General features: G+C 69.1%; 21 protein-coding genes and 1 pseudogene. 12 read left to right on the forward strand and 10 right to left on the reverse strand.

The features are described 5' to 3' along the window. The first annotated feature begins 322 nt into the window (after positions 1 to 322). A complete protein-coding gene (locus VH112_00930; GenBank protein ID HEX4538783.1) occupies positions 323 to 739 on the forward strand; it encodes a TraR/DksA C4-type zinc finger protein in 417 nt (138 codons plus the stop codon). A 23-nt stretch (positions 740 to 762) separates the two neighbouring features. Here the strand turns inward: VH112_00930 and pgi are convergent, their stop codons facing one another. The 7 genes and pseudogenes from pgi to panB all read right to left on the reverse strand — a co-directional run bounded on the left by pgi (position 763) and on the right by panB (position 8,413). Next, on the reverse strand, positions 763 to 2,394 hold the full coding sequence (gene pgi, locus VH112_00935; protein ID HEX4538784.1) for a glucose-6-phosphate isomerase: 1,632 nt from the start codon (positions 2,392 to 2,394) through the stop codon (positions 763 to 765). Positions 2,395 to 2,410: 16 nt separating this feature from the next. Beyond that, positions 2,411 to 5,065, reverse strand: coding sequence for a replicative DNA helicase (locus VH112_00940; GenBank protein HEX4538785.1), 2,655 nt, complete (start codon positions 5,063 to 5,065; stop codon positions 2,411 to 2,413). Between the two features lie 435 nt (positions 5,066 to 5,500). Then, complete coding sequence (rplI, locus tag VH112_00945; GenBank protein HEX4538786.1) at positions 5,501 to 5,965, reverse strand: 50S ribosomal protein L9; 465 nt, start codon at positions 5,963 to 5,965, stop codon at positions 5,501 to 5,503. Positions 5,966 to 6,189: 224 nt separating this feature from the next. Beyond that, positions 6,190 to 6,447, reverse strand: a pseudogene (gene rpsR / locus VH112_00950) (30S ribosomal protein S18). Then, a complete protein-coding gene (ssb, locus tag VH112_00955) occupies positions 6,447 to 6,920 on the reverse strand; it encodes a single-stranded DNA-binding protein (GenBank protein ID HEX4538787.1) in 474 nt (157 codons plus the stop codon). Before ssb ends, rpsR begins: the two are co-directional and overlap by 1 nt. 18 nt (positions 6,921 to 6,938) lie before the next feature. Next, on the reverse strand, positions 6,939 to 7,283 hold the full coding sequence (gene rpsF / locus VH112_00960) for a 30S ribosomal protein S6 (GenBank protein HEX4538788.1): 345 nt from the start codon (positions 7,281 to 7,283) through the stop codon (positions 6,939 to 6,941). 203 nt (positions 7,284 to 7,486) lie between these two features. Further along, positions 7,487 to 8,413 carry a 3-methyl-2-oxobutanoate hydroxymethyltransferase gene (panB, locus tag VH112_00965; protein ID HEX4538789.1) on the reverse strand — a complete coding sequence of 309 codons (927 nt, stop codon included), beginning with the start codon at positions 8,411 to 8,413 and terminating at the stop codon, positions 7,487 to 7,489. Positions 8,414 to 8,478: 65 nt separating this feature from the next. On the opposite strand from panB, the gene VH112_00970 reads away from it, so the two are divergent. Then, positions 8,479 to 8,667 (forward strand): hypothetical protein, encoded by a 189-nt coding sequence (locus tag VH112_00970; GenBank protein ID HEX4538790.1) that lies wholly within the window; start codon positions 8,479 to 8,481, stop codon positions 8,665 to 8,667. Positions 8,668 to 8,701: 34 nt separating this feature from the next. Here VH112_00970 and VH112_00975 read toward each other — a convergent pair whose 3' ends face one another. Then, entirely contained in the window at positions 8,702 to 9,112 is a 411-nt protein-coding gene (locus tag VH112_00975) for a DUF5318 family protein (GenBank protein HEX4538791.1), read from the reverse strand. A 245-nt stretch (positions 9,113 to 9,357) separates the two neighbouring features. On the opposite strand from VH112_00975, the gene VH112_00980 reads away from it, so the two are divergent. After that, on the forward strand, positions 9,358 to 10,002 hold the full coding sequence (locus VH112_00980; GenBank protein ID HEX4538792.1) for a PadR family transcriptional regulator: 645 nt from the start codon (positions 9,358 to 9,360) through the stop codon (positions 10,000 to 10,002). Further along, positions 9,999 to 11,069 carry an inositol-3-phosphate synthase gene (locus VH112_00985; protein HEX4538793.1) on the forward strand — a complete coding sequence of 357 codons (1,071 nt, stop codon included), beginning with the start codon at positions 9,999 to 10,001 and terminating at the stop codon, positions 11,067 to 11,069. The genes VH112_00980 and VH112_00985 overlap by 4 nt, the downstream gene beginning before the upstream one ends. Here the strand turns inward: VH112_00985 and VH112_00990 are convergent. Together VH112_00990 and VH112_00995 are read right to left on the reverse strand one after the other, a co-directional pair. Beyond that, a complete protein-coding gene (locus tag VH112_00990) occupies positions 11,063 to 12,454 on the reverse strand; it encodes a CCA tRNA nucleotidyltransferase (protein HEX4538794.1) in 1,392 nt (463 codons plus the stop codon). The genes VH112_00985 and VH112_00990 overlap by 7 nt on opposite strands. Positions 12,455 to 12,464: 10 nt before the next feature. Continuing rightward, a complete protein-coding gene (locus VH112_00995; protein HEX4538795.1) occupies positions 12,465 to 13,508 on the reverse strand; it encodes a histone deacetylase in 1,044 nt (347 codons plus the stop codon). A gap of 83 nt (positions 13,509 to 13,591) precedes the next feature. On the opposite strand from VH112_00995, the gene VH112_01000 reads away from it, so the two are divergent. From VH112_01000 to VH112_01035, 8 genes are all read left to right on the forward strand, one after another. Further along, the gene (locus VH112_01000) at positions 13,592 to 14,344 is read left to right on the forward strand and encodes a GNAT family N-acetyltransferase (GenBank protein ID HEX4538796.1); all 753 of its coding nucleotides are present in this window, start codon (positions 13,592 to 13,594) and stop codon (positions 14,342 to 14,344) included. Then, a complete protein-coding gene (locus VH112_01005; GenBank protein ID HEX4538797.1) occupies positions 14,341 to 16,404 on the forward strand; it encodes a DUF6049 family protein in 2,064 nt (687 codons plus the stop codon). The genes VH112_01000 and VH112_01005 overlap by 4 nt, the downstream gene beginning before the upstream one ends. Next, positions 16,338 to 18,050 (forward strand): murein biosynthesis integral membrane protein MurJ, encoded by a 1,713-nt coding sequence (gene murJ, locus VH112_01010; protein HEX4538798.1) that lies wholly within the window; start codon positions 16,338 to 16,340, stop codon positions 18,048 to 18,050. Before VH112_01005 ends, murJ begins: the two co-directional genes overlap by 67 nt. Before the next feature lie 84 nt (positions 18,051 to 18,134). Then, the gene (locus VH112_01015; protein ID HEX4538799.1) at positions 18,135 to 18,974 is read left to right on the forward strand and encodes a DegV family protein; all 840 of its coding nucleotides are present in this window, start codon (positions 18,135 to 18,137) and stop codon (positions 18,972 to 18,974) included. A gap of 103 nt (positions 18,975 to 19,077) precedes the next feature. Continuing rightward, on the forward strand, positions 19,078 to 19,386 hold the full coding sequence (locus VH112_01020) for a hypothetical protein (GenBank protein HEX4538800.1): 309 nt from the start codon (positions 19,078 to 19,080) through the stop codon (positions 19,384 to 19,386). Positions 19,387 to 19,396: 10 nt separating this feature from the next. Beyond that, positions 19,397 to 20,392 (forward strand): thioredoxin-disulfide reductase, encoded by a 996-nt coding sequence (gene trxB / locus VH112_01025; GenBank protein HEX4538801.1) that lies wholly within the window; start codon positions 19,397 to 19,399, stop codon positions 20,390 to 20,392. Between the two features lie 108 nt (positions 20,393 to 20,500). Beyond that, positions 20,501 to 20,827, forward strand: a complete 327-nt coding sequence (gene trxA, locus VH112_01030; GenBank protein ID HEX4538802.1) for a thioredoxin — start codon at positions 20,501 to 20,503, stop codon at positions 20,825 to 20,827. Between the two features lie 38 nt (positions 20,828 to 20,865). Then, positions 20,866 to 21,225: peptidoglycan-binding protein (locus VH112_01035; protein HEX4538803.1), on the forward strand; the 360-nt coding region annotated here is incomplete at its 3' end.

Consider the following 21,225-nt stretch of genomic DNA (forward strand, 5'->3'; position numbering starts at 1 on the left):
GTGCCGATCGGTGCACCGGCTGGTCACATCGGTACGTCGTCGCCAGATGCCACCAAGAGGATACGTCGCACGTCGGCGGCCGGCTCGGCAACCGTCGGTCGGCGCCAATTCACCCCTTGTCCTCGAGGGGCCGCGCGCGTAACCTCCCGGAGAGCTCCGGTGGAGCATCTCCGAGTCGTTCCGACGACTCGACGGCAAGGAGGGGAGAGCGCGGCTCGGGCGGAGCTCGGTTCCCTGAGTCATCACCCAGCACGGGGCATAGATCGACGTCGCTCTGCGTTAGAGGACGTCCCGACGGAATGTGCCGACGACAGTGAGGACCATGACCCGAATCTCCAGCCAGACCGAGAACTACGGATCCGACTTCCTGGACCATCAGCGCCAGTTGCTCCTCGACGAGCGGGCCCGACAGCAGCACCTCGCCGATGGGCTCCAGGCCGACGTGGCCGAGCTCACGGCGGAGCGCGGCTTGAGCGAGACAGATGAAGAGGGGTTCGGCGAAGGGGCGGGAACGGTCGTCGACCGCGACCGCGACCAGGCCCTGCACGCCTCGGCCAGGGCCGCCTTGGACGATATCGAGGCCGCCCTGGCGCGGGTCGAGTCGGGTTCCTACGGCCGGTGCACCTCGTGTGGAGAGCAGATCCCGTCGGCGCGACTCGAGGCCATGCCCGCGGCCACGGTGTGCATGGCGTGCAAGCGAGGCACCCTGTCGCGGCGTCGGGCGGCGGCGGCGCGCTAGCTCTCCTGTCGCTGGTCGGACCGTTACCGGGACCGGCGATACCGGCGGATCAGGGCGTTGGTCGACGAGTCGTGGTGGAGCTCCGGCTCGTCAGCGGCCGTCAGCTCGGGAAGAATGCGGTTGGCGAGGACCTTGCCCAGCTCCACGCCCCACTGATCGAACGAGTTGATGTCCCAGATCGTCCCCTGGGTGAACACCTTGTGCTCGTAGAGGGCGACGAGCTCGCCGAGCAGGCGCGGCGTCAGCTTTGGGCCGAGGATGGTGTTGGTCGGGTGGTTGCCGCGGAAGGTGCGGTGGGGGACCTGGGCGGCGGGCACCCCCTCGGCCTCGACCTCCTGCCTGGTCTTGCCGAAGGCGAGGGCCTCGGTCTGGGCGAAGAAGTTGGCCATGAGCAGGTCGTGATGACCGCCGACCACGTGGTTGGGCTCGCAGAAGCCGATGAAGTCGCACGGCACGAGCTTCGTCCCCTGGTGGATCAGCTGGAAGAAGGCGTGCTGGCCGTTCGTGCCCGGCTGGCCCCAGACGATCGGGCCGGTCTGATAGTCGACGGGTCTGCCCTGTAGGTCGACCGATTTTCCATTGCTCTCCATGTCGAGCTGCTGGAGGTAGGCCGGAAACCTACTGAGGTACTGGTTGTACGGGAGGATGGCCTGGGTCTGGGCACCGAAGAAGTCGTCGTACCAGACCCCGATGAGGCCGAGGACCACCGGCATGTTGGCTTCGAGGGGCGCGCTGCGGAAGTGCTCGTCGATGGCGTGGAAGCCGGCGAGCATGTCCATGAAGCTGTCGGCTCCGATCGCCAGCATGAGCGACAGCCCGATGGCGGAGTCGTAGGAGTACCGGCCACCGACACAGTCCCAGAACTCGAACATGTTGTCGACGTCGATGCCGAACTCCTCCACCTTGGCCCGATTGGTGGAGACGGCGACGAAGTGCCGGCTGACGGCCTTGTCGTCTCCGAGCGCGCCCACCAGCCAGTCCCGCGCCGTGTGGGCGTTGGTCAGCGTCTCGAGCGTGGTGAAGGTCTTCGACGACACCACGAACAGGGTCTCGGCCGGATCGAGGTCACGGGTCGCTTCCCAGATGTCGGTGCCGTCCACGTTGGAGACGAAGCGAACGGTCATCGACCGATCGCTGTAGTCCTTCAGCGCCTCGTAGGCCATGGCCGGGCCCAGATCGGAGCCACCGATCCCGATGTTGACGACGTTGACGATGCGTCGTCCCGTGTAGCCCGTCCACTCGCCGCTGCGCACCCGCCCGCTGAAGTCGCGCATCTTCCGGAGCACGGCATGGACCTGGGGCACCACGTTGGTGCCGTCGACGACGATCGACGCACCCTCCGGCGCGCGCAGGGCCACGTGCAGCACGGGCCGGTTCTCCGTGACGTTGATCCGCCGGCCGCTGAACATGTCGTCGGCCCGCTGACGGATCTCGGCCCGCTCGGCCAGCGCCCGGAGGAGCCCCAGCGACTCGCGCGTGATCAGGTTCTTGGAGTAGTCCAGGTGAAGATCGGCCGCCTCGACCGTCATGGCCTCACCCCGGTGCGGATCCCGGGCGAAGTGCTCCCGGAGATGGATGTCCTCGACCTGAGCGTGGTGGGCCTCGAGGGCCCGCCACTCGACGGACTCGGAGATGCGCGTCGCTGTCTCGGTCATCCCGGTAGGTTGCCACTCACACCCGAGCCATGTTGGCGAAGCGCGTGTAGTGCTCGAGGAACGCCAGCTGGGTCAGCCCCGTCGGACCGTTCCGGTGCTTCGACAGGATGACCTCCGCTGTTCCGCGATCCGGCGAGTCCGGGTGGTACACCTCGTCGCGGTAAATGAACAGAACGACGTCAGCGTCCTGCTCCAGCGAGTTGTGGGCGATCACCCCGTTGGCCACGAAGTTGTGCGTACCCTCCACGGTGGCGTCAAAGGTGGGCACCTGCCCCACCGGGACGATCTCGACCACTTCGTCCCACATCACCTCGGACGACGCCAGCGCACGAAGCTCGGGGTCGTCGACCACAGTCGCCATCTGAGCCAGGCGAGGCCTCGAGAAGCGCCGGGGCCGCCTGGCGTCGCCGAGCAGGTATGACCCGCAGTACCCCTCGTGCAACGCCGTCGCCATCGCACGGCCGGTCACTCCGGCGTCCCTCATGGAGGCCTTCACCCGCTCGGCGACCGCCCACGGCACCAGGTCGGCGTTCGGGTTCGTCTTGATGGCCGCGAGGACATCCAGACATTCCGCGATCCGCGCTCCCCGCTCCCCGTGGCAGCCGACGACCCTGAGGAAGTCCGAGGTCTGCTGAGCTCCATCGATCCGCACGTGCCAACAGTCCCGGTACCCCGATTTCCGGGTCCTGGCCAGTCGGGTACGGATGTCGAGCCGGAGGAGTGCTCGGCGTACCCCATCGGCCAGGCGTCGGCTCGTGGTCGCGTAGTACGCACGCACCAGGGGGCCACGAGCATTGCGACTCATGGTGATCGAGCCATCGGTTGCCCACAGGTGACGGAGAAAGAGGCTGACCTGCTCGTCGCTGAGCCCGAAGATCTCTTCAGGGATGAACTTGTCCGGCGAACGGGCGCCCCAAAGCCCCAATGGCTCGAGCCAGTTGCGGATCGGGTGGCGCCTCCCATGAGTCAGTCGGTAGGGCGCAGGAAACCACAGCAACCAGGTCCTTCCTTGCTGGCCGCCCTCGACCGTGATCCCGAACAGCCGGTGGGCGGCTTGCTCAACTGCCACCTTGTTGGCCGGATCGGCTGTCGCGTACTTGACGCCGTTGGGCCCCATCGAGCCGTCCCCCAGGAGGTGGCCCAAGAGGATCAGCTCGTCGTCGCACCAGGCACCGGGCTTGACGGGCTGTCGTATCCGCCGTGGAACCGCCAGGTGATCGCCGATCGCGAGCTCGTCGAGTCGGGTCCACCCGGTCACGGTCCGGAACTGATGGTTCGCCGTCGCCTCGACCTCGTATCCAGATGCCAGCCGAAGGCGAAAGACTGGCTTGACGCCCGAGGGAAAGGCGTTGACGAGCCGGCGGGGCTCCATCCTCCAGTCCTCGTTCAATGACCACACGAGCGGCTGCTCCTGACTCAGCACGAGCTCGCCCAGGGTCACCTCCTGGCCGTTGTCGGCCCGGAGCAACCTGGTGGAGGCCGGCATGCAGCCGGACTCTCTCAGGTCGGCGAGCACGGGCCGCTTGTCCGCTCGCAGCTCGAGGTTGCGGGAGAGCTGGGACAGGGCCACGACCGGCACCTCGAGCTCGCGAGCCAGGATCTTGAGCCCCCTGCTGATCTCGGACACCTCCACCTGACGGTTCTCCGCCGTGCTGCGGCCGGACATCAGCTGGAGGTAGTCGACAACCACGAGCCCCAGACCTTCCCGGCTCTTCAGTCGCCGAGCCTTGGCCCTGATGTCCATCACGGTGATGTTGGGGTTGTCGTCGATGAAGATCGGCGCCTCTCCCAGGTGGCCGATCGCCGTGCTGATCTTGGGCCAGTCCGACTCGAGCAACCGGCCGTTGCGCATGCGAGTGGCGTCCACCCGGGCTTCGGCGCACAGAAGTCGCTGGGTGAGCTCGAGGTGGCTCATCTCCAGCGAGAACAATAGGACGGGAAGGCGACTCTCCATGGCCGCGTGGGCCACGAGGCCGAGGGCGAACGACGTCTTGCCCATGCTGGGCCTGGCCCCGACGATGACGAGGTTGGACGGCTGCAGGCCCGACAAGCGCTCGTCGAGGTCGTTGTACCCGGTCGGGATGCCGGTGATGGCGTCCCCCCGGTCGTACAGCGACTCCAGGTTGTCCAGGGTGCGGGCCAGCAGGTCCCGAACCGTGGCGACGGTGTCGACCCCGCGGCGCTGGGCCACCTCGAACACCATCGTCTCGGCCCGGTCCACCGCTGCCGTCACGTCCTCGGGCACCTCATAGCCGAGCTCGGCGATCTCGGCCGCCACGCCGATCATGCGGCGAAGGAGTGCGTGCTCCTCGACGATGCGCGCGTAGCGGCCGGCGTTGGAGATGGCAGGGGTGTTGGCCTGGAGCGAGATGAGCGTCGCCGGGCCCCCGATGGCGTCGAGCAGGCCGGCTCGCCGCAGCTCGTCGGCGATGGTGACCGGGTCGGCCGGCTCGCCCTGGGCATACAGGGTGGTGACGGCGTCGAAGACGTGACCGTGGGCCGGCTTGTAGAAATCCTCTGCCGCGCAGCGCTCGACCGCCGTGGCGATCGCGTCCCGCGAGAGGATCATCGCCCCGAGGAGCGACTCCTCGGCCTCGAGGTTGTGCGGCGGGACACGCCCTCCGGCGCCATTTCGCCCCCTGCGGCGGGCGTCATCGAGCGATTGGACCATGCCGCCCTACCCTCGCCGCTCAGCCCTGTGGGTCGCTAGGGGCAGAACTTGTTGATGTTGCTGGGGATTAACCCGGAGTTCTCCACACCAGCCGCCGCCGAACATGGGGCCGACCGTACCGAGAGGGTGTGTCAGCCACGCGGATAGCTGGCCCCTCCTGACGCACGATCTGTGCAGGTCAGTGCTCTCCTGCGGCACCGCTGCCCGCGCCGGACTCGCTGAGTGGGATCTTTGGCTCGGCCAACGGGGTCGTCATCGAGCTGCACCTGTCGCACCCCAACGCCCGAGAGCCCTGGCGGCGGGCTCGTGCCGTTCCACCGACTCGGCTATAGGGACAGAGGGACCAATGCCTCGGGTGGCCGCCATTTCGTCAGGACGGTGGCTAACGGCGGGTGCCGCTTCCTCACCGCCTGTGGGTGCGCCAGGGTGGAGCGCTCAGCCCGTGCGGGCTGACGCCCTGCTCACGACCTCCACGGTGAGCTGGAACTCGACCTCGGGGTGCAGCTTCACGGTGATCTCGTGGACCCCGAGCGTCTTGATGGGTTCCTCCAGGAGGAGCCGACGCCGGTCCAGCTCCACGCCCACCTGCTCGGTGACGGCCTGGGCCACGTCGGCGGCCGTGACCGAGCCGAACAGCCTCCCCTCGGAGCCTGCCCGCACCGGTATCCGGATCGGGGTGGGCACGAGCTGGCGCGCCACGGTCTCTGCCCCCTCGCGCTGGCGGGCGTCCTGCACGTCGCGGGCCTTGCGCATCGCCGAGGCCTGAGCGGTCACCCCCGGTGTCGACCGCATGGCGAGGCCCTTCGGCACCAGGAAGTTGCGGGCGTAGCCGTCCGCCACCTCGACGATGTCGCCGCGCTTGCCGACACCGCTCACGTCGGCCCTGAGGACGACTTTCACTGGTCACCGCCGCCACGCGCGTCGGCCCCCACGGGTGCTGGCGGGCGCGCCGGCTCGCGCTCGGCCCCATCGGCGGCCGGCTCGGGCGGCACCGGAGCTTCACCTGCGCCATCGGGTCGGCCGGGCGGAACGGGCGTCGCTCCGACCTCCGGCTGCCCACTAGGCACGACGGACCTGGGCGAGCCACGCCCGCCCCGGCCGGAACGCTCGGTCATGGTCCGCTGGCTGTAGGGAAGCAGGGCCAGCTCCCGGGCCGTCTTGATGGACACGGCGACGTCGCGCTGGTGCTGCGCGCAGTTGCCGCTGACCCGCCGGGCCCGGATCTTGCCGCGATCGCTCATGAACTTCCTGAGCAGGTTCACATCCTTGTAGTCGACCCAGTCGATCTTGTCCTTGCAGAAGATGCAGACCTTCTTCTTGGTTCTGCGCCCAGTGTCCTTGGGCGACCGCTTCGACCGATCCCTGTCACCGCCGCGGGGCATCAGAAGGGCTCCTCGCTGTGGTCGTAACCAGAGGACTGGCTGGCGGCGACGGGGCGGGGGCTCCCGCCCCCGCCACCTCCGGAGCCGCCGTCACCGCCGCCGGGGCCCCGACGCTCGTTCTTGGTGACCTGGGCCGTCGCCCAGCGCAGGCTCGGACCGATCTCGTCGGCCACCACCTCTATCTTCGATCGCCGCTCACCTTCGGCGTTCTCCCAGCTGCGCTGGTCGAGCCGACCAGTGACGAGCACCCGGGAGCCCCGGACGAGGCTCTCGCTGGCGTTCTCGGCCATCTCCCGCCAGCAGACGACGTCGAAGAAGGATGTGGCCTCCTCCCATTCCTGGGTCTGGCGGTTCTGCCAGCGTCGGTTGACGGCGAGGCCGAAGGACGCGGTGGCCTGCCCCGTCGGGGTGAACCGCAGCTCCGGATCGCGCGTGATGTTTCCAACCAGGGTGACGTTGTTGCCATTCGACATGATTCCTCCGTTCGAGAGTCAGCTCGCCTCGGCCTTGGCTCCGGTTCGGGCGCCGGGACCGACGAGTCCCGCCACCCGATCGGGCAGCCGTATGACCTTGTGACGAAGCACTTCGTCAGTGAGGGAGAGCACCCGGGCAAGCTCGGTCAACGCCGCCGGCTCGGCCGTGATCTCCAGGAGGATGTAGTAACCCTCCCAGCGATGGTCGAGCTCGTAGGCGAAACGGCGCTTGCCCCACCGGTCGACCCGGGCGAGGTTGCCCCCGCGGGACTGGATGATCTCGGTGGCCCGGTCGATGACCGCCCGGATGGCATCTTCCTCCAGGCTGGCGTCGAGGATGATCATGACTTCGTAGGGCCGCACAGCGGCTCACCTCCCTCTGGACCCGGCGCACCTGCGTCCGGGGCCCCGGTCCATCCGGGGCAGGGGTGGCTGGAACTTGATCATGCTAGTCGACGTCTGCGATCTACTCATCTCACCACCGAGTATGACGCGGGGGTGTGTCAGAGATGATGAATGGATTCAGCGCGCGCGACGCATCGCGACCTGCGGCGTCCGCCGGCCGATCACCGCCGGTCGCGGCCGGCGCCTGAGGACTCCCTCTTGCCGGTGCCGACGGGGACGACCTCGCCGGCCGGGCGCCGGGGCTGGGCCGCTGACCACAGACTGGCCGCCACCTCATCCTTCAGGTGATAGCTCTCGGCGTCGGCGGGGAAGCGTCCAGCCCGAACATCGGCGGCGAAGGACGTGACCGCGGCCGCGGCATCAGTCGCGAGCGAGGCGTAGCGGCGGACGAACTTCGGAGCCTTGCGGTCCTCCAGGCCAACGAGGTCGTGGAACACCAGCACCTGGCCGTCGCACCAGGGGCCGGCGCCGATCCCGACGGTGGGGATCTCCACGGCCTCGGTCACCATTCCGGCGACGACATCCGGTATGCCCTCCAGCACGAGAGCGAAGCAGCCGGCGTCCTGAAGGGCACGGGCGTCGGCGAGGAGGCTCCTCGCCGCTTCGGCCTCGCGGGCCTGGACCGTGAATCCCCCCATCACGTGCATGGACTGGGGAGTCAGACCCAGGTGCCCCATGACCGGGATCTCCGCATCGGCCAGGGCGGCCACCATGCGAGCGCGGCGACGCCCTCCTTCCAGCTTGACCGCCTGGGCCCCCGCCCGAACGAGGGCGGCACCGTTGCGCACGGTGTCGGCCTCGTCGACGTGATAGCTCATCCACGGCAGGTCGGCCACGACGAGAGGCCGGGGCCCCGCCCGCCTCACCGCGGCCACGTGGTGCGCCATGTCGTCGACGGTCACGTGCAACGTGTCGTCGTAGCCCAGGACGACCATCGCGAGAGAATCGCCGACGAGGATCAGATCGACGCCCCCTTGATCGGCAATGCGCGCCGTTGGCGCGTCATACGCGGTGACCATCACCAACGGTGGGCTCCCCGTCGCCCGCTTGCGCGATCGTACGGCGGGAACGGTCCCTTCCTCAGCCATGCCAGCCTCCTTGCCGTCCAGCGCCACTCGGCTGCCGGCGGTGACCCGAGTGTACTGTCACCCTGGTGGAGCGCGTGTGCGAGAACTGCGCCGGCGAGGACGACGAGCTGGTCGCCGTGCACCGGCTCTACGTGGTGCCGGAGTCGTGGGACACGCCCGGGTCGACGACGAGAGTCGAGGAGATCGAGCTCTGGTGCTTCTCGTGCCGCTCGCTCTATCCCCACGAGCCGGCCGAGGCGGCCCCGGAGCCCTAGGCCAGGCGGCGGACGCGCTTGCGGATCGGCCGGGTCAGCCCCGGTAGCGCCCCCCGACGAGGAACATCTTGGCCAGGTGGTTCCACGAGCACTCCGGGCACACTTCGACCACGTAACAGACGAGCTCGCTGGCCCGCTGGGACAGCTTGGCCAGCTCCTGCTCCGTCGTCAGACAGCGCCCGCTGGCGGGGAGGCGGGGACCAAAGGCGAACGAGACCAGCACGAGCTTGGCCTCCTCGCAGATCGGGCAGTCCTCCCCGGTCGACGTGCCCACGTTGCGCGCGGCACGCAGCAACTCGGGCTGAGCGTCACAGACGTCGAGACGGGACATCCGCCCTCGCTTGAGCTCGCTCACCACGGCGTTTCGGGCCAGGCGGTAATCAACGTCGCCGGAGAGCCCGGACGACGGGCGGCGGCCCCGAAGCGACTGGGGGTGCAAGCTCACGGCGCCAGGCTACCGCCCCCCGTCAGACGCCAAGCCCTGTCCAGTCGCGCCCGAGCACCGCCCGCGAGCCCGCCCGATCGCCGATCGGCTGCGACCTTGCTAGCATGTCGATATATCGATCCGATACATCGGCCCCTTCCCGTGACGAGGGGCCGGTAGGTCGGCCGGTGGTCGAAGCCGGCCGGGAGCGCCCCGGCCGGGATTCGGCCTGGCGATGAGACGGGACGGAGCACGACGTGTTGGAGATGGCCATCCTCGGCCTGCTGAAGGAACAGGAGCTCCACGGCTACCAGCTCAAGAAGCTGCTCGGCGAGACGCTCGGGCCGCTGTCGAGCGTCTCGTTCGGCTCCCTCTATCCCGCCCTCGCCCGTCTCGAGGCTGCCGGCGCGGTGAAGGGGGTCGAGGCCAACCGACCCATCGCCAGCATTCCCATGACGGGCTCGCTCGGCGGAGAACGCGCCGCCTACCGGGCCCGGGGCGTGATCAGAGGCAGCCGGGGGAAGAAGGTCTACGGGATCACCGAGCAGGGTCAGCGATTGTTCGAAGAACTGCTGGTGGCCGATGCCCAGTCGGACGGTGACGATCGCAGCTTCACTCTTCGGCTCGCCTTCGCCCGTCACCTGCCGCCAGAGGGGCGGCTGGGCCTGCTCGAACGAAGGCGGGCCCAGCTGGTCCAGCGACTCGCCAAGACGCGCCAGACGATCAAGGCCGGGCGCCAACGCCTGGACGCCTATACGCGCTCCCTCGTGGAGCACAACACCGAGACGACCGAGCGGGACATCTCATGGCTCGATCGCCTCATCGCCGCCGAGCGCAGCTCGGCCCGACGTGGGGAGCAGACGCCAGCCGAGCGACGTCGGCAGGCCGCCGAGACGGAGGACAACCGATGAGCAAGATCCGGGTCGCAATCGCCGGGGTCGGCAACTGCGCCAGCGCCCTCGTGCAGGGCATCGAGTACTACCGCAGCGCCGAGCCGGCAGAGACGGTGCCGGGACTGATGCACGTCGTGCTCGGCGGCTACCACGTCGGCGACGTCGAGGTCGTAGCGGCCTTCGACGTGGACGCGACCAAGGTGGGGCTCGACCTGAGCAAGGCCATCTCCGCCGGGCACAACAACACCATCCGGTTCGCCGAGGTGGGCGAGCTCGGAGTCACCGTCAGCCGGGGCCCCACCCTCGACGGTCTCGGGAAGTACTACCGCCTCGAGATCGACGAGTCGCCGGCCGAGCCGGTCGACGTCACCGAGGTGTTGCGGCGCACCGGGGCCGACGTCCTCGTCGGCTACCTCCCCGTCGGATCCGAGGAGGCGCAGCGCCATTACGCCGCCGCCTGCCTGGAGGCCGGCGTGGCCTTCGTCAATGCCATCCCCGTCTTCATCGCCAGCGACCCCGAATGGGCTCGGCGGTTCACCGAGGCCGGCGTGCCGATCATCGGAGACGACATCAAGAGCCAGGTTGGTGCGACGATCGTGCACCGCATTCTGGCTCGGCTCTTCGAGGACAGGGGAATGGCCCTCGACCGCACCTACCAGCTCAACGTCGGCGGCAACATGGACTTCAAGAACATGCTGGAGCGGGAGCGTCTCGAGTCCAAGCGGATCTCCAAGACGCAGTCGGTGACAAGCCAGCTGCAACACGGGATCCGGGACGACGACGTCCACATCGGTCCGTCCGACCACGTCAGCTGGCTGGCCGATCGCAAGTGGGCCTACATCCGCCTCGAGGGCCGCAATTTCGGCGACGTCCCGTTGAACATTGAGCTCAAGCTGGAGGTGTGGGACTCACCCAACTCGGCGGGGGTGATCATCGACGCCGTTCGCTGCGCCAAGATCGCCCTCGACCGCAACATGGGTGGGCCCCTGCTCGGGCCGTCGGCCTACTTCATGAAGTCGCCCCCCGAGCAGTACCGGGACGAGGACGCCGCTGAGATGGTGGAGCGTTTCGCCGACGGTCAGTGACCGGCCGGCGAGCGCTCCTTCCACCATTGGGAAAGCCGGCGTCTGGCCTCGTCCTCTCCCAGGGGTCCTTCGTCGAGGCGTAGCTCCAGCAGGAAATCGTGCGCCTCTCCCACCTCGGGCCCCGGCGCCAGTTGGAGCTGCTCCATGATCTGGTGACCATCGAGGTCGGGCCGGATGGCATCCAGCTCCTCCTGGGCTCGCAGCTCCTCCAAGCGACGCTCCAGCTCGTCCATTCGCCTTGACAACGCCCGGGCCTTGGTCGCGCTCCGGGTCGTGCAGTCGGCGCGCGTCAGCTCGTTCAAGGGGTCGAGCAGCGGTCCCGCGTCGCGCACGTAGCGGCGCACAGCGCGATCGGTCCAACCCATCCGGTAGGTGTGGAACCGCAGATGCAGCTCGACCAGCCGGGAGACCACCTCGATATCGTCGTTCGGATACCGGAGCGCCCGCATCCGCTCCCGGGCCATGCGCGCGCCGACAACCTCGTGATGGTGGAACGACACCCCGTCAGAACCGATACGGCGCGTCGCCGGCTTCCCGATGTCATGGAGCAGGGCGGCCAGCCGCAGCAGGCGGTCCGGGCGCGCCCGCTCGACCACGGCGATCGTGTGGGCCAGGACGTCCTTGTGGCGGTGCACCGGGTCCTGTTCGAGCGCCAGGGCCGGCAGTTCCGGTAGGAACTCGCCGGCCAGACCGGTGTCGCTGAGGAACCACAGGCCGTCGGTAGGGTGCTCGACGGTCACCAGCTTGTCGAGCTCGTCGCGGATGCGCTCGGGCGAGACGATCCCTAGCCGGTCGTGCAGGTGGCGCACGGCGTCCACGAGCGCCGGCTCCGGCGCCAGGCCGTAACCGGCGATGAACCGCGCCGCCCGCATCATCCTGAGCGGGTCGTCGTTGAAGGACACCTCGGGGCTGAGCGGCGTACGGAGCCTGCGCTGGGCAAGATCGGCGAGCCCCCCGAACGGGTCGATCAGCTCGACCGACGGGAGCCGCAGCGCCATGGCGTTGACGGTGAAGTCGCGGCGGGACAGATCGGTCTCCACGTCGTCGGCGAAACGGACGGTCGGCTTGCGCGAGTCGGGCCGGTAGACCTCGGCCCGGTGCGTGGTGATCTCGTAGCGGCGTCCCTTGTGGCGAAATCCAACGGTGCCGAAGCTCTTGCCCTGCAACCACACGGCATCGGCCCATCCCCGCACGAGACCCTCGACCTCCTCGGGCGAGGCGTCGGTCGTGAAGTCGAGGTCCACGGCGCCGAGGTCGATGCGGGGATCGGCAATCGCGTCACGCACGGTGCCACCGACCAGGTAGAGCGTGCGGCCGGCGGAGCTGAACCGCTCCGCCAGCTCGGACGCCTCCTCGATGAGCGGCGCCAGCCGCTCGGGGACCATCGCCGGCTCCTCAGCCGTGGCTGCCGGCTCTGGGGGAGGGCCTCGAGATGCCCTCGCGCTCCCAGATGAGCCTCGATGCCGCCACCACGGCCCCGCCAGGGCCGCCTGACGTGGGCGCCTCGGGGCGGTACGACACGCCCGCCAAGGCGGCGATCGAGGCACCGGCCGACTCGGCCAGCGCCGTCAGGTCGTAGCCCCCCTCGAGGAACGCCAGTCGCCGCCCGGGGCCGACCGAGCCGGTGGCCGCGGTCATCAGATCGGCGAAATCGCCCGCTGACAGGCCGAGATCGGTCAGGGGGTCGGCCCGGTGGCCATCGAAGCCGGCGGAGACGATCACCCAGCTGGGAGCGAAGGACTCCACCGCGCCCGTCAACACCTCGTCCAACGCCGCTCGATAGGTGTCACCAGTCGTGCCCGGTGGGAATGGAAAATTGATCGTCGTGCCCGCTCCGGCCCCCTCCCCCGTCTCGTCGAGCCGACCCGTGCCCGGATAGAGGGGGAACTGGTGCATCGAGACGTACAGCACTCTCGGGTCGGAGTAGAAGGCGTCCTGCGTGCCGTTGCCGTGGTGGGCGTCCCAGTCGACGATGAGGACGCGCTCCCCCCGGTTGGCCAAGGCTGCGGCCGCCACCGCCACGTTGTTGAGGAGACAGAAGCCCATCGCCCGCACGGGCGTCGCGTGATGCCCCGGAGGGCGCACCGCCAGAAAGGCGGCGTCGGCTTCACCGCGGTCCAGTCGCTCGATGGCCTCGACGCCAGCGCCCGCCGCCACCGTGGCTGCCTGCCACGAGCTCTCGCCGGCCGTCGTGTCCGCGTCGAGCGCGCCGCCGCCGGCTCGGCAGAACCGTTCCACGGCATCGAGGTGCTCGGGCGAGTGGACAGCCTCCAGCTCGGCCCGGGTGGCCGGCCGGGGCGAGAACGGAACGAGGAGGTCCGTCAGGCCGGCGTGCTCGATTCCCCGGGAGACAGCACGCAGCCGGGCAGGTCGCTCGGGATGACCGGCGCCCGTGTCGTGATCGAGATAGGCGGTGTGGGTACCGAAGAGGACGGCCACGCGGTCGAGGTTATCGGGCGCCAGGGGCGCCGCTCGCCGCGGCTGCCACCGCCCCCACCTCCCTCTGTAGGCTCCGATACAAGGTGAGCACAGCCAACGTCCAGGTCGTCCGCTGGGGGGCCGAGCAGGCTCGGATCGGGCCGTGGCAGGGCGACGACCGGGTCGCCCATCTGAGCCCCCTCGCCGGTACCCCGCCCCCCTCCGTGGCGTTCGTGCGGCGGTGCCTCGACCAGCTCGCGGGTCACGGCTTCTCCCAGGTCGTCACCGGGGCTCTGGCCGCGCCGGAGCAGGCGGCGTTCATCCGCGCCGGGTTCCGGGTGGAGGAAAGCCTCCACGTCCTGAGCGCTGACCTGACGCGGGTGACGGACGGGTCGCGGCGCCACGCCCATCAGGACGTGGTGATCCGCCGGGCACACAGCGCCGATCGGCCACGCGTGCTGGCGCTGGACCACCTCGCCTTCGATCCGTTCTGGCAGCTGGACGAGGCGGGGCTGACCGACGCGCTCAATGCCACCCCCCGTGCCCGCTTCCGGGTGGCCGTGGGCGCGCGGCCGGATCCGACCGTGGCTACGGGGATCCTCGGCTACGCGATCACCGGCCGCGCTGGGGGGCACGGGTTCTTGCAGCGCCTCGCCGTGCACCCGTCATGGCAGCGCCGTGGCGTGGGGAAGGCGCTGGTGCTCGACGGCCTCGTCTGGCTGCAGCGGAGGGGAGTCGATCGCGCCTCGGTCAATACCCAGCTCGAGAACCGCAAGGCCCTCGCCCTGTACGAGGGTCTCGGCTTTCGACGCGAGCCGCGAGGTCTCTCGGTCCTGAGCGCCGGCGTCCGGCCATGACCCTCCGAGCGGCGAGGCTGACGGCGGTCGTCCTGGCTCTCGCGGGAGCCGGGGTCTCGGGCGCGGCCGTCAGCGGGATCGCTTCGACGGGCGCCGCAGGCGCGAACGCGGGCCCCTCACCGGGCGGCCGCGTCACCCTTGCCCAGCAGACGCCCTGGGTCAGTCCTGGACAGAGCTTCCAGCTCCGCCTCGCCATCTCGTCCGCGGTCCCCCGGGCGAACCTCGCCGTGTCGGTCACCGTGTTCAACAGGCTCACCAGCCGCTCGGCCTTCAGCCAGACGCTGCAAGGCCGCGACGTCGGCGTGCTGCGCGAGCTTCCGCCCGTTCCCGTCAGCACCCTTCCGCCGGGCCCGGCCGGCGACGTGATCGTCACCATCCCCATTGTCTCGTCCCCCATTGCCACGGCGCCGCAGGCGCCGGCGGCGCCTGCTGAACGGAACCTCGATCTCAGCTCCTGTCCCAACGGGTGTGAGGGCGTCTATCCCGTCCAGGTCGAGCTCGAGGACCAGGCGGTGAACCGGCCCCTCGACCGCTTCACGACACATCTGGTCTTCGCCAAGGCGCCAACCACCGGCAGCAAGCTGGGCTTCACGTGGATCCAGCCCGCCCATGCGCCACCCGCGCTCGCTCCCGACGGCCACCGGAGCCTGCCGCCGGAGCAGTCCCGCCAGCTGTCAGAGCTTGCCGGCTCACTCGCCCGCCACGAGACGGTTCCGGTGACGTTGGCACCCACGCCCGAGACCATGCAGGCGCTGGCCGAGAGCCCCCGGCCCGCTGATCATCAGACCCTCGCCACGTTCAACGCCGTGGCAGCCGACCCTCTCCAGCAGGTGCTCACGGGGCCGTACGTGCCGGTCAGCCTGTCTGGTCTGTCCGACGTCGGTCTGGCCGACCAGGCCACCGCGCAGGTGGCCAGGGGTAGCCAGGTGCTGGGCACCACCCTTCACGCGCCGTCGAACCCGCACACCCTCGTCACGGTCGGCCCGATCGACCAAGCCGACGTCGGACCCCTCCGGTCCGAGGGAGTCGACCACCTCGTGGTGCCCGATACGAGCCTCGCCGCCTCGGCGGGCAAGCTGACCCTGACGCAGCCATTCCAGCTGGCGGGGAGCGAGCCCGGCCAGCCACTGGTCACGGCGGCTGACTCGGGGCTGTCGTCGCACTTCACCTCGGGCGGGGACCAGGTCCTTGCGGCCCACCAGCTACTCGCCGACCTGGCCGAGATCTACTTCGAGCAGCCGGGATCGAGTCAGCCGCGCGCCGTCGTCGTCGAGGCGCCGCTGGACTGGCCGTCGAGCTCCGCCTTCCTCAGCGCCGCCCTCGACGGCCTGACCCAGAGCCCGATCGTGCAACCGCTGACCCTGGCGTCGCTCGACGCCAGCATTCCCGCCGTCGGCCCGAGCGGCGCGCCCGTGGTCCGTCAGCTGGTCACCCAGACCAGCGACGCACGCGTGCCCGTCGCCGCGCTGCGATCGGCCCAGCGCCGTCTCGCCTCGTTCTCCACCGTCGTGAGCAACGATCCGCGCCTGCTGGGTGAGATGGGTGACATGCTTCTGGTGGGTCAGTCGAGCGACCTGCGCCCGCCGGACCAGGCCCGTTACATGTCGGGGGTGCAGGACCAGATCGGCGCCCAGCTCGGCAAGCTGACGCTGGCACAGGACCGCACCATCACCCTCACGTCCCGCACCGGCCGCATTCCCATCACGGTCATCTCCCAGGCCGGGTTCACCGTCCACGCCGTCCTCACCGTCGCCAGCGACAAGCTCACCTTCCCGAACGGCTCCACGCAGGTACTTGCCCTCGACCGGCGGGACAATCCCGAGTACTTCGACGTGAGCGCCCGCGCCTCCGGCGACTTCCCCCTCTCGGTGTCGCTGGTCTCGCCCAACGGCGACCTCGTACTCCTCAACAGTCGGTTCACGGTGAGGTCGACAGCCACCTCGGCGGTCGCCATCGCGTTGTCCGTCGGGGCGGGCGCCTTTCTGCTGGGGTGGTGGGCGCGTTATCTCATCATGCGCCGACGCGAGCGCAGCCGACGGCTGGTGCGGCCCGGACATTGAGCGACGACACTCTCCCTTGGCCTGTACAGCCGGCGCCCCCAGCGCCTCCGAGCGGTCGCAGCGCGTCCGGGCCACGCCGGGCGTGGCCTTCAGCCCTGGGTCGCACCACTGGCGCCATGGCCGTCGGGACCCTCCTGTCACGTCTCACCGGCTTCGCACGGTTGTTCGTGCTGGCGTACGCCCTCGGCATCAACCCGCTCGCCGACGCCTACAACCTCGCCAACAACACGCCCAACATCATCTTCGACCTGGTGATCGGTGGGGTGCTCTCGGCGACCTTCATCCCGGTGTTCGTCGACCGCCTGGCCACGCGCTCCGACGACGAGGCGTGGAAGGCAATCTCGTCTGTCGTGACCCTCTCGGCCGTGCTGCTCGTCGTGGTGACGATCGTCTTCGTGCTCCTGGCACCGGTGATCATCGACCTCTACACGCTGGCCAACAACTCCGCCAACGCAGCCGACCAGCGAGCCGTGGCCACCACCCTGCTGCGTCTGTTCGCCCCTCAGGTGGCCTTCTACGGCGCGATCGCACTGATGACGGCCCTGCTCAACTCGCGCCGGCGCTTCGTGGTGCCGATGTTCGTGCCCATTCTCAACAACCTGGTGGTGATCGGAGTCCTCTTGGAGGTCGCCCACCTGGTACACCATCCGACGCTCCAGGGCATTCGGCACGACCGGGGGATCCTGCTGCTGCTCGGGATCGGGACCACCGCGGGCGTCCTGGTCCAGGCTCTGGCCTTGATCCCCAGCCTGTGGCGGGCCCGCACCCACCTGCGATGGCGATGGGACTGGCACAACGACGCCGTGCGCACGATCCTGCGCCTCTCCGGGTGGACCTTCGGCTTCGTGCTCGCCAACCAGGTCGCCAACTTCATCGTCCTCGCGCTGGCAGACACCATCGCCGGCGGCGTGTCGGCCTACAACTACGCAGCCATGTTCTTCCAGCTTCCCTACGGCATCGTGGCCGTGTCGATCATGACCGCCATTCAACCCGACCTGGCCGAACGGTGGGCGGTGGCGGACCTCGCCGGCTTCCGCCACCGCCTCAGCGCCGGGTTGCGGGCCATCCTCGTCGTGCTGCTGCCCGCCACCGTCGGGTACCTGGTGCTAGCTCGGCCCATCATCGCCCTCGTGCTCGGCCATGGTGCCGTCGGGGTGGAGGGCACCAGGACCACCGCCAGCACCATGGCCCTGTTCGCCGTGGGGATCCCCGGCTTCTCGGCGTACCTGTTCCTCATGAGGGCGTACCAGGCCATGCAGGACACTCGCACCGCCTTTTTCATGTACCTGATCGAGAACGGGATCAACATCGTCCTGGCCTTCGCCCTGTACCGGCCGCTCGGGACGAAGGGCCTGGCCCTGTCATTCTCGATCGCGTACACCCTCGCCACCGGCGTGGCCCTGTGGGACCTGCGGCGCAAGGGCATCGGTGTCGACATCCGCATGATCGCCCGCCCCGTGCTCCGGGTGGCCGTCATCTGCCTGGTGATGGCGCTTGTCGTTGCTCTGGTGTCCGCCGCCATCGGCTACTCGAGCGGCGTCGGCTTGCTGGTAAGAGTCCTTGCGTCGGTCGCCGCCGGCGTGGCGGTGTTCGTGCTCGCTGCGGGCCTGGCCGCCCAGCTGCGACTCCGGAGCGAACGGGCCTAGGGGTGTGGCTCATGTCACCATCAGCGGAACCCCAAGGTCGTACAGGGGGGGCGCACCGCCTCCGAGACCCCGAGTGAGGACGCCATGGCCGGCATCAAGATCGTGACCGACAGCGCCAGCGATCTGGCGCCCGACCTGGCCGAGCGCCACGACATCACCGTCGTGCCGCTCACCATCCGCTTCGGCGACACCGAGTTCCTCGACCGGCGGGACCTGACCCCAGAGCAGTTCTGGTCCCGGTGCGAGACGTCACCGGTCCTGCCGGAGACCGCCGCCCCCTCCCCTGGCGCCTTCCGCCAGGTGTTCGAGGAGGCGGCGGACTCCGGCTACGACGGCGCCGTCTGCATCTCGCTATCCTCGGCCCTGTCGGCAACGTTCCAGTCCGCCAGCGCCGGGGCAGAGAGCCTCGGGAGCAGGTTCCCGGTGCGGGTGATCGACTCGTGCTCCATCACCATGGGCGAGGGCCTGATCGCCCTGTCGGCGGCTCGCATGAGCGCAGACGGCAAGGGCCTGGAGGACGTGACCCTGCTCACACAGGAGCTCGTCACCCGCACCCGGCTCTACGGAGCCATCGACACCCTCGACTACCTCAAGAAGGGCGGGCGGATCAGCGGCGGGCGCGCGCTCCTGGGCTCGCTGCTGTCGTTCAAGCCGATCATCGAGGTGCGCAACGGTCTCGTCGAGGCGGAGTCGAGGCAGCGGACCCGCAGCCGATCGCTCCGATACGTGGTCGACAAAGTCCGCCAGCACGACCACATCGAGCAGCTCGCCATCATGGACGCGGCTGCGCCAGACATCGGGACCTTCCGGGACATGATGGCCGAGGTCTTCCCCCGCGAGGACACGATCCTGGGTGACGTCGGCCCCGTCATCGGGGCCCACTCGGGTCCAGGCACCCTCGGCGTCACCTTCCTGGTCCCCTGAATCGCCAGGGAGGGGTCTGCAGGCCGACGGCGAGGAGGCCGCACCGGCACGACGCCCCCCTCACAACGTCTAAAGCCGTGAACCGAGGGGTAGTCTCTAAGCCATGACCTCCGTGGGCGGGGCCTCCTCGGGCGACTGGCCCGCCCAGGCCACCGAGAAAGTCGAGACCGTCGTCGTCGCGGTACGGGACAAGTCGGTCCGGCCCTTGACCCTGGTGGCCAGGGCGATCGTCTACGGGATCGTCGCCAGCGCCGTGGCCATGGTCGTGATCTCGCTGGCGTCCGTCGGCGTGCTGCGCCTACTGGACATCTACCTGTTCCCCGGCCGGGTCTGGGCCAGCTACACCATGCTGGGTGGAATCTTCACCCTCGCCGGACTGTTTCTCTGGACACTTAGAAGGTCGAAGTCCTAGGGGTGAGAGCTTGAGCAACATCCGCGACGTCATCATCGTCGGTTCCGGGCCCGCGGGGCTCACGGCTGCCATCTATACCGCCCGCGCCAACCTGGCCCCGCTGGTCATCGAGGGTGAGCCGTCGTCCACCGGCGACCAGCCTGGCGGTCAGCTCATGCTCACCAGCGACGTCGAGAACTACCCCGGCTTCGTGGACGCGGTGATGGGACCCGACCTGATGGGGACCTTTCGGGCCCAGGCGGCCCGCTTCGGGGCCGACATCCTCACCAACAAAGTGTCCCGGGTGGATCTCTCGAGCCGTCCCTTCTCGGTGTGGACCGATGGCAACACCCCTGCGAGCAGCCCGGAGCCGACGTTCCAGACCCGCTCGTTGATCGTCGCCACGGGCGCTCGGGCGCTCCTGCTCGGACTTCCCGCCGAGCAGCGGCTGCTGGGCCGCGGGGTGTCGACGTGTGCCACCTGCGACGGCTTCTTCTTCAAGGAACGACACCTCGGGGTGGTCGGTGGTGGTGACTCCGCCATCGAGGAGGCGTTGTTCCTCACCAAGTTCGCCAAGACCGTCACCGTGATCCACCGCCGCAAGGAGCTCAGGGCGTCCAAGATCATGCAGGACCGCGCCTTCCGCAATCCCAAGCTCGACTTCCGCTGGGACTCGGTGGTGACAGAGATCCATGGAGAAGGCTCGGTCACCGGTGTGCGGCTCCGCGACGTCATCACCGGAGAGGAGTCCGCCCTCGAGCTGGGGGGCCTGTTCGTGGCCATCGGCCACGCCCCGAACACCGATCTGTTCAGGGGTCAGCTCGACATGGACCAGAATGGCTACATCTCCACCCACGACGGCTCCAAGACCAGCGTGGAGGGAGTCTTCGCCTCTGGGGACGTGCAGGACTCGGTCTACCGCCAGGCAGTCACCGCCGCTGGGTCGGGCTGCATGGCGGCCATCGACGCCGAGCGCTGGCTGGAGGCAGCGGAGCACGCAGCAGCGCAGGCGCGATCACACGCATAATGCAGCACGAGCCGCTCGCCGGCGGGATGGCTGGAATGGTGCGCTCGAGAGCGCTGTTCTGGTTGACAGGTAGCATGATCCAAACCGATTCGAGGAGGTCCGCCGACCGTGCCCCCCAGCATCGTCACCCTCAGTGACAGCAACTTCGACGAGGAGGTCAAGTCATCGGAGGAGCCCGTGCTCGTCGATTTCTGGGCCGAGTGGTGCGGACCGTGCAAGATGATCGCCCCCATCCTCCACGAGATCGCGACCGAGCAGGAGGGGCAGCTGCGGATCGGCAAGCTCAACATCGACGAGAACCTCGAGACGGCCCGTCGCTTCGAGGTGATGAGCATCCCGACGCTCATCTTGTTCCGGGACGGGGAGCCCCAGCTCCGCATCATCGGCGCCAAGGGCAAGGGTCAGCTCCTGCAGGAGCTGCAGAGCGTTCTCTAAGAGAGCTCGCGCTGCAGCGGGGCGCCAGCGGAGAGAACGTGCAGGACCTCCAACGTCGGTTGGCGGTCGTCGACCTCTCGATCCCCGATGACGCTCCGGGCCGGTTCGGCGCCAACACCGAGGCCGCCGTCAAGGAGTTCCAACAGCGCCGGGGGCTGCGGATCGACGGGATCTGCGGACCGCAAACCTGGTCGGCGCTCGTCGAAGCGGGCTATGGGCTTGGTGACCGACTCTTGTACCGTCGTACCCCGATGCTGCGTGGCGACGACGTCGCCGAGCTCCAGCAGCGGCTCGGCGCGCTGGGCTTCGACACGCGTCGGGTCGACGGCATCTTCGGCGACGACACCTCGGTCGCCCTCTCTGAGTTCCAGCGAAACGTCGGACTGACCGCAGACGGC

It is taken from the genome of Acidimicrobiales bacterium, assembly GCA_036270875.1.
Lineage (GTDB): Bacteria > Actinomycetota > Acidimicrobiia > Acidimicrobiales > AC-9 > AC-9.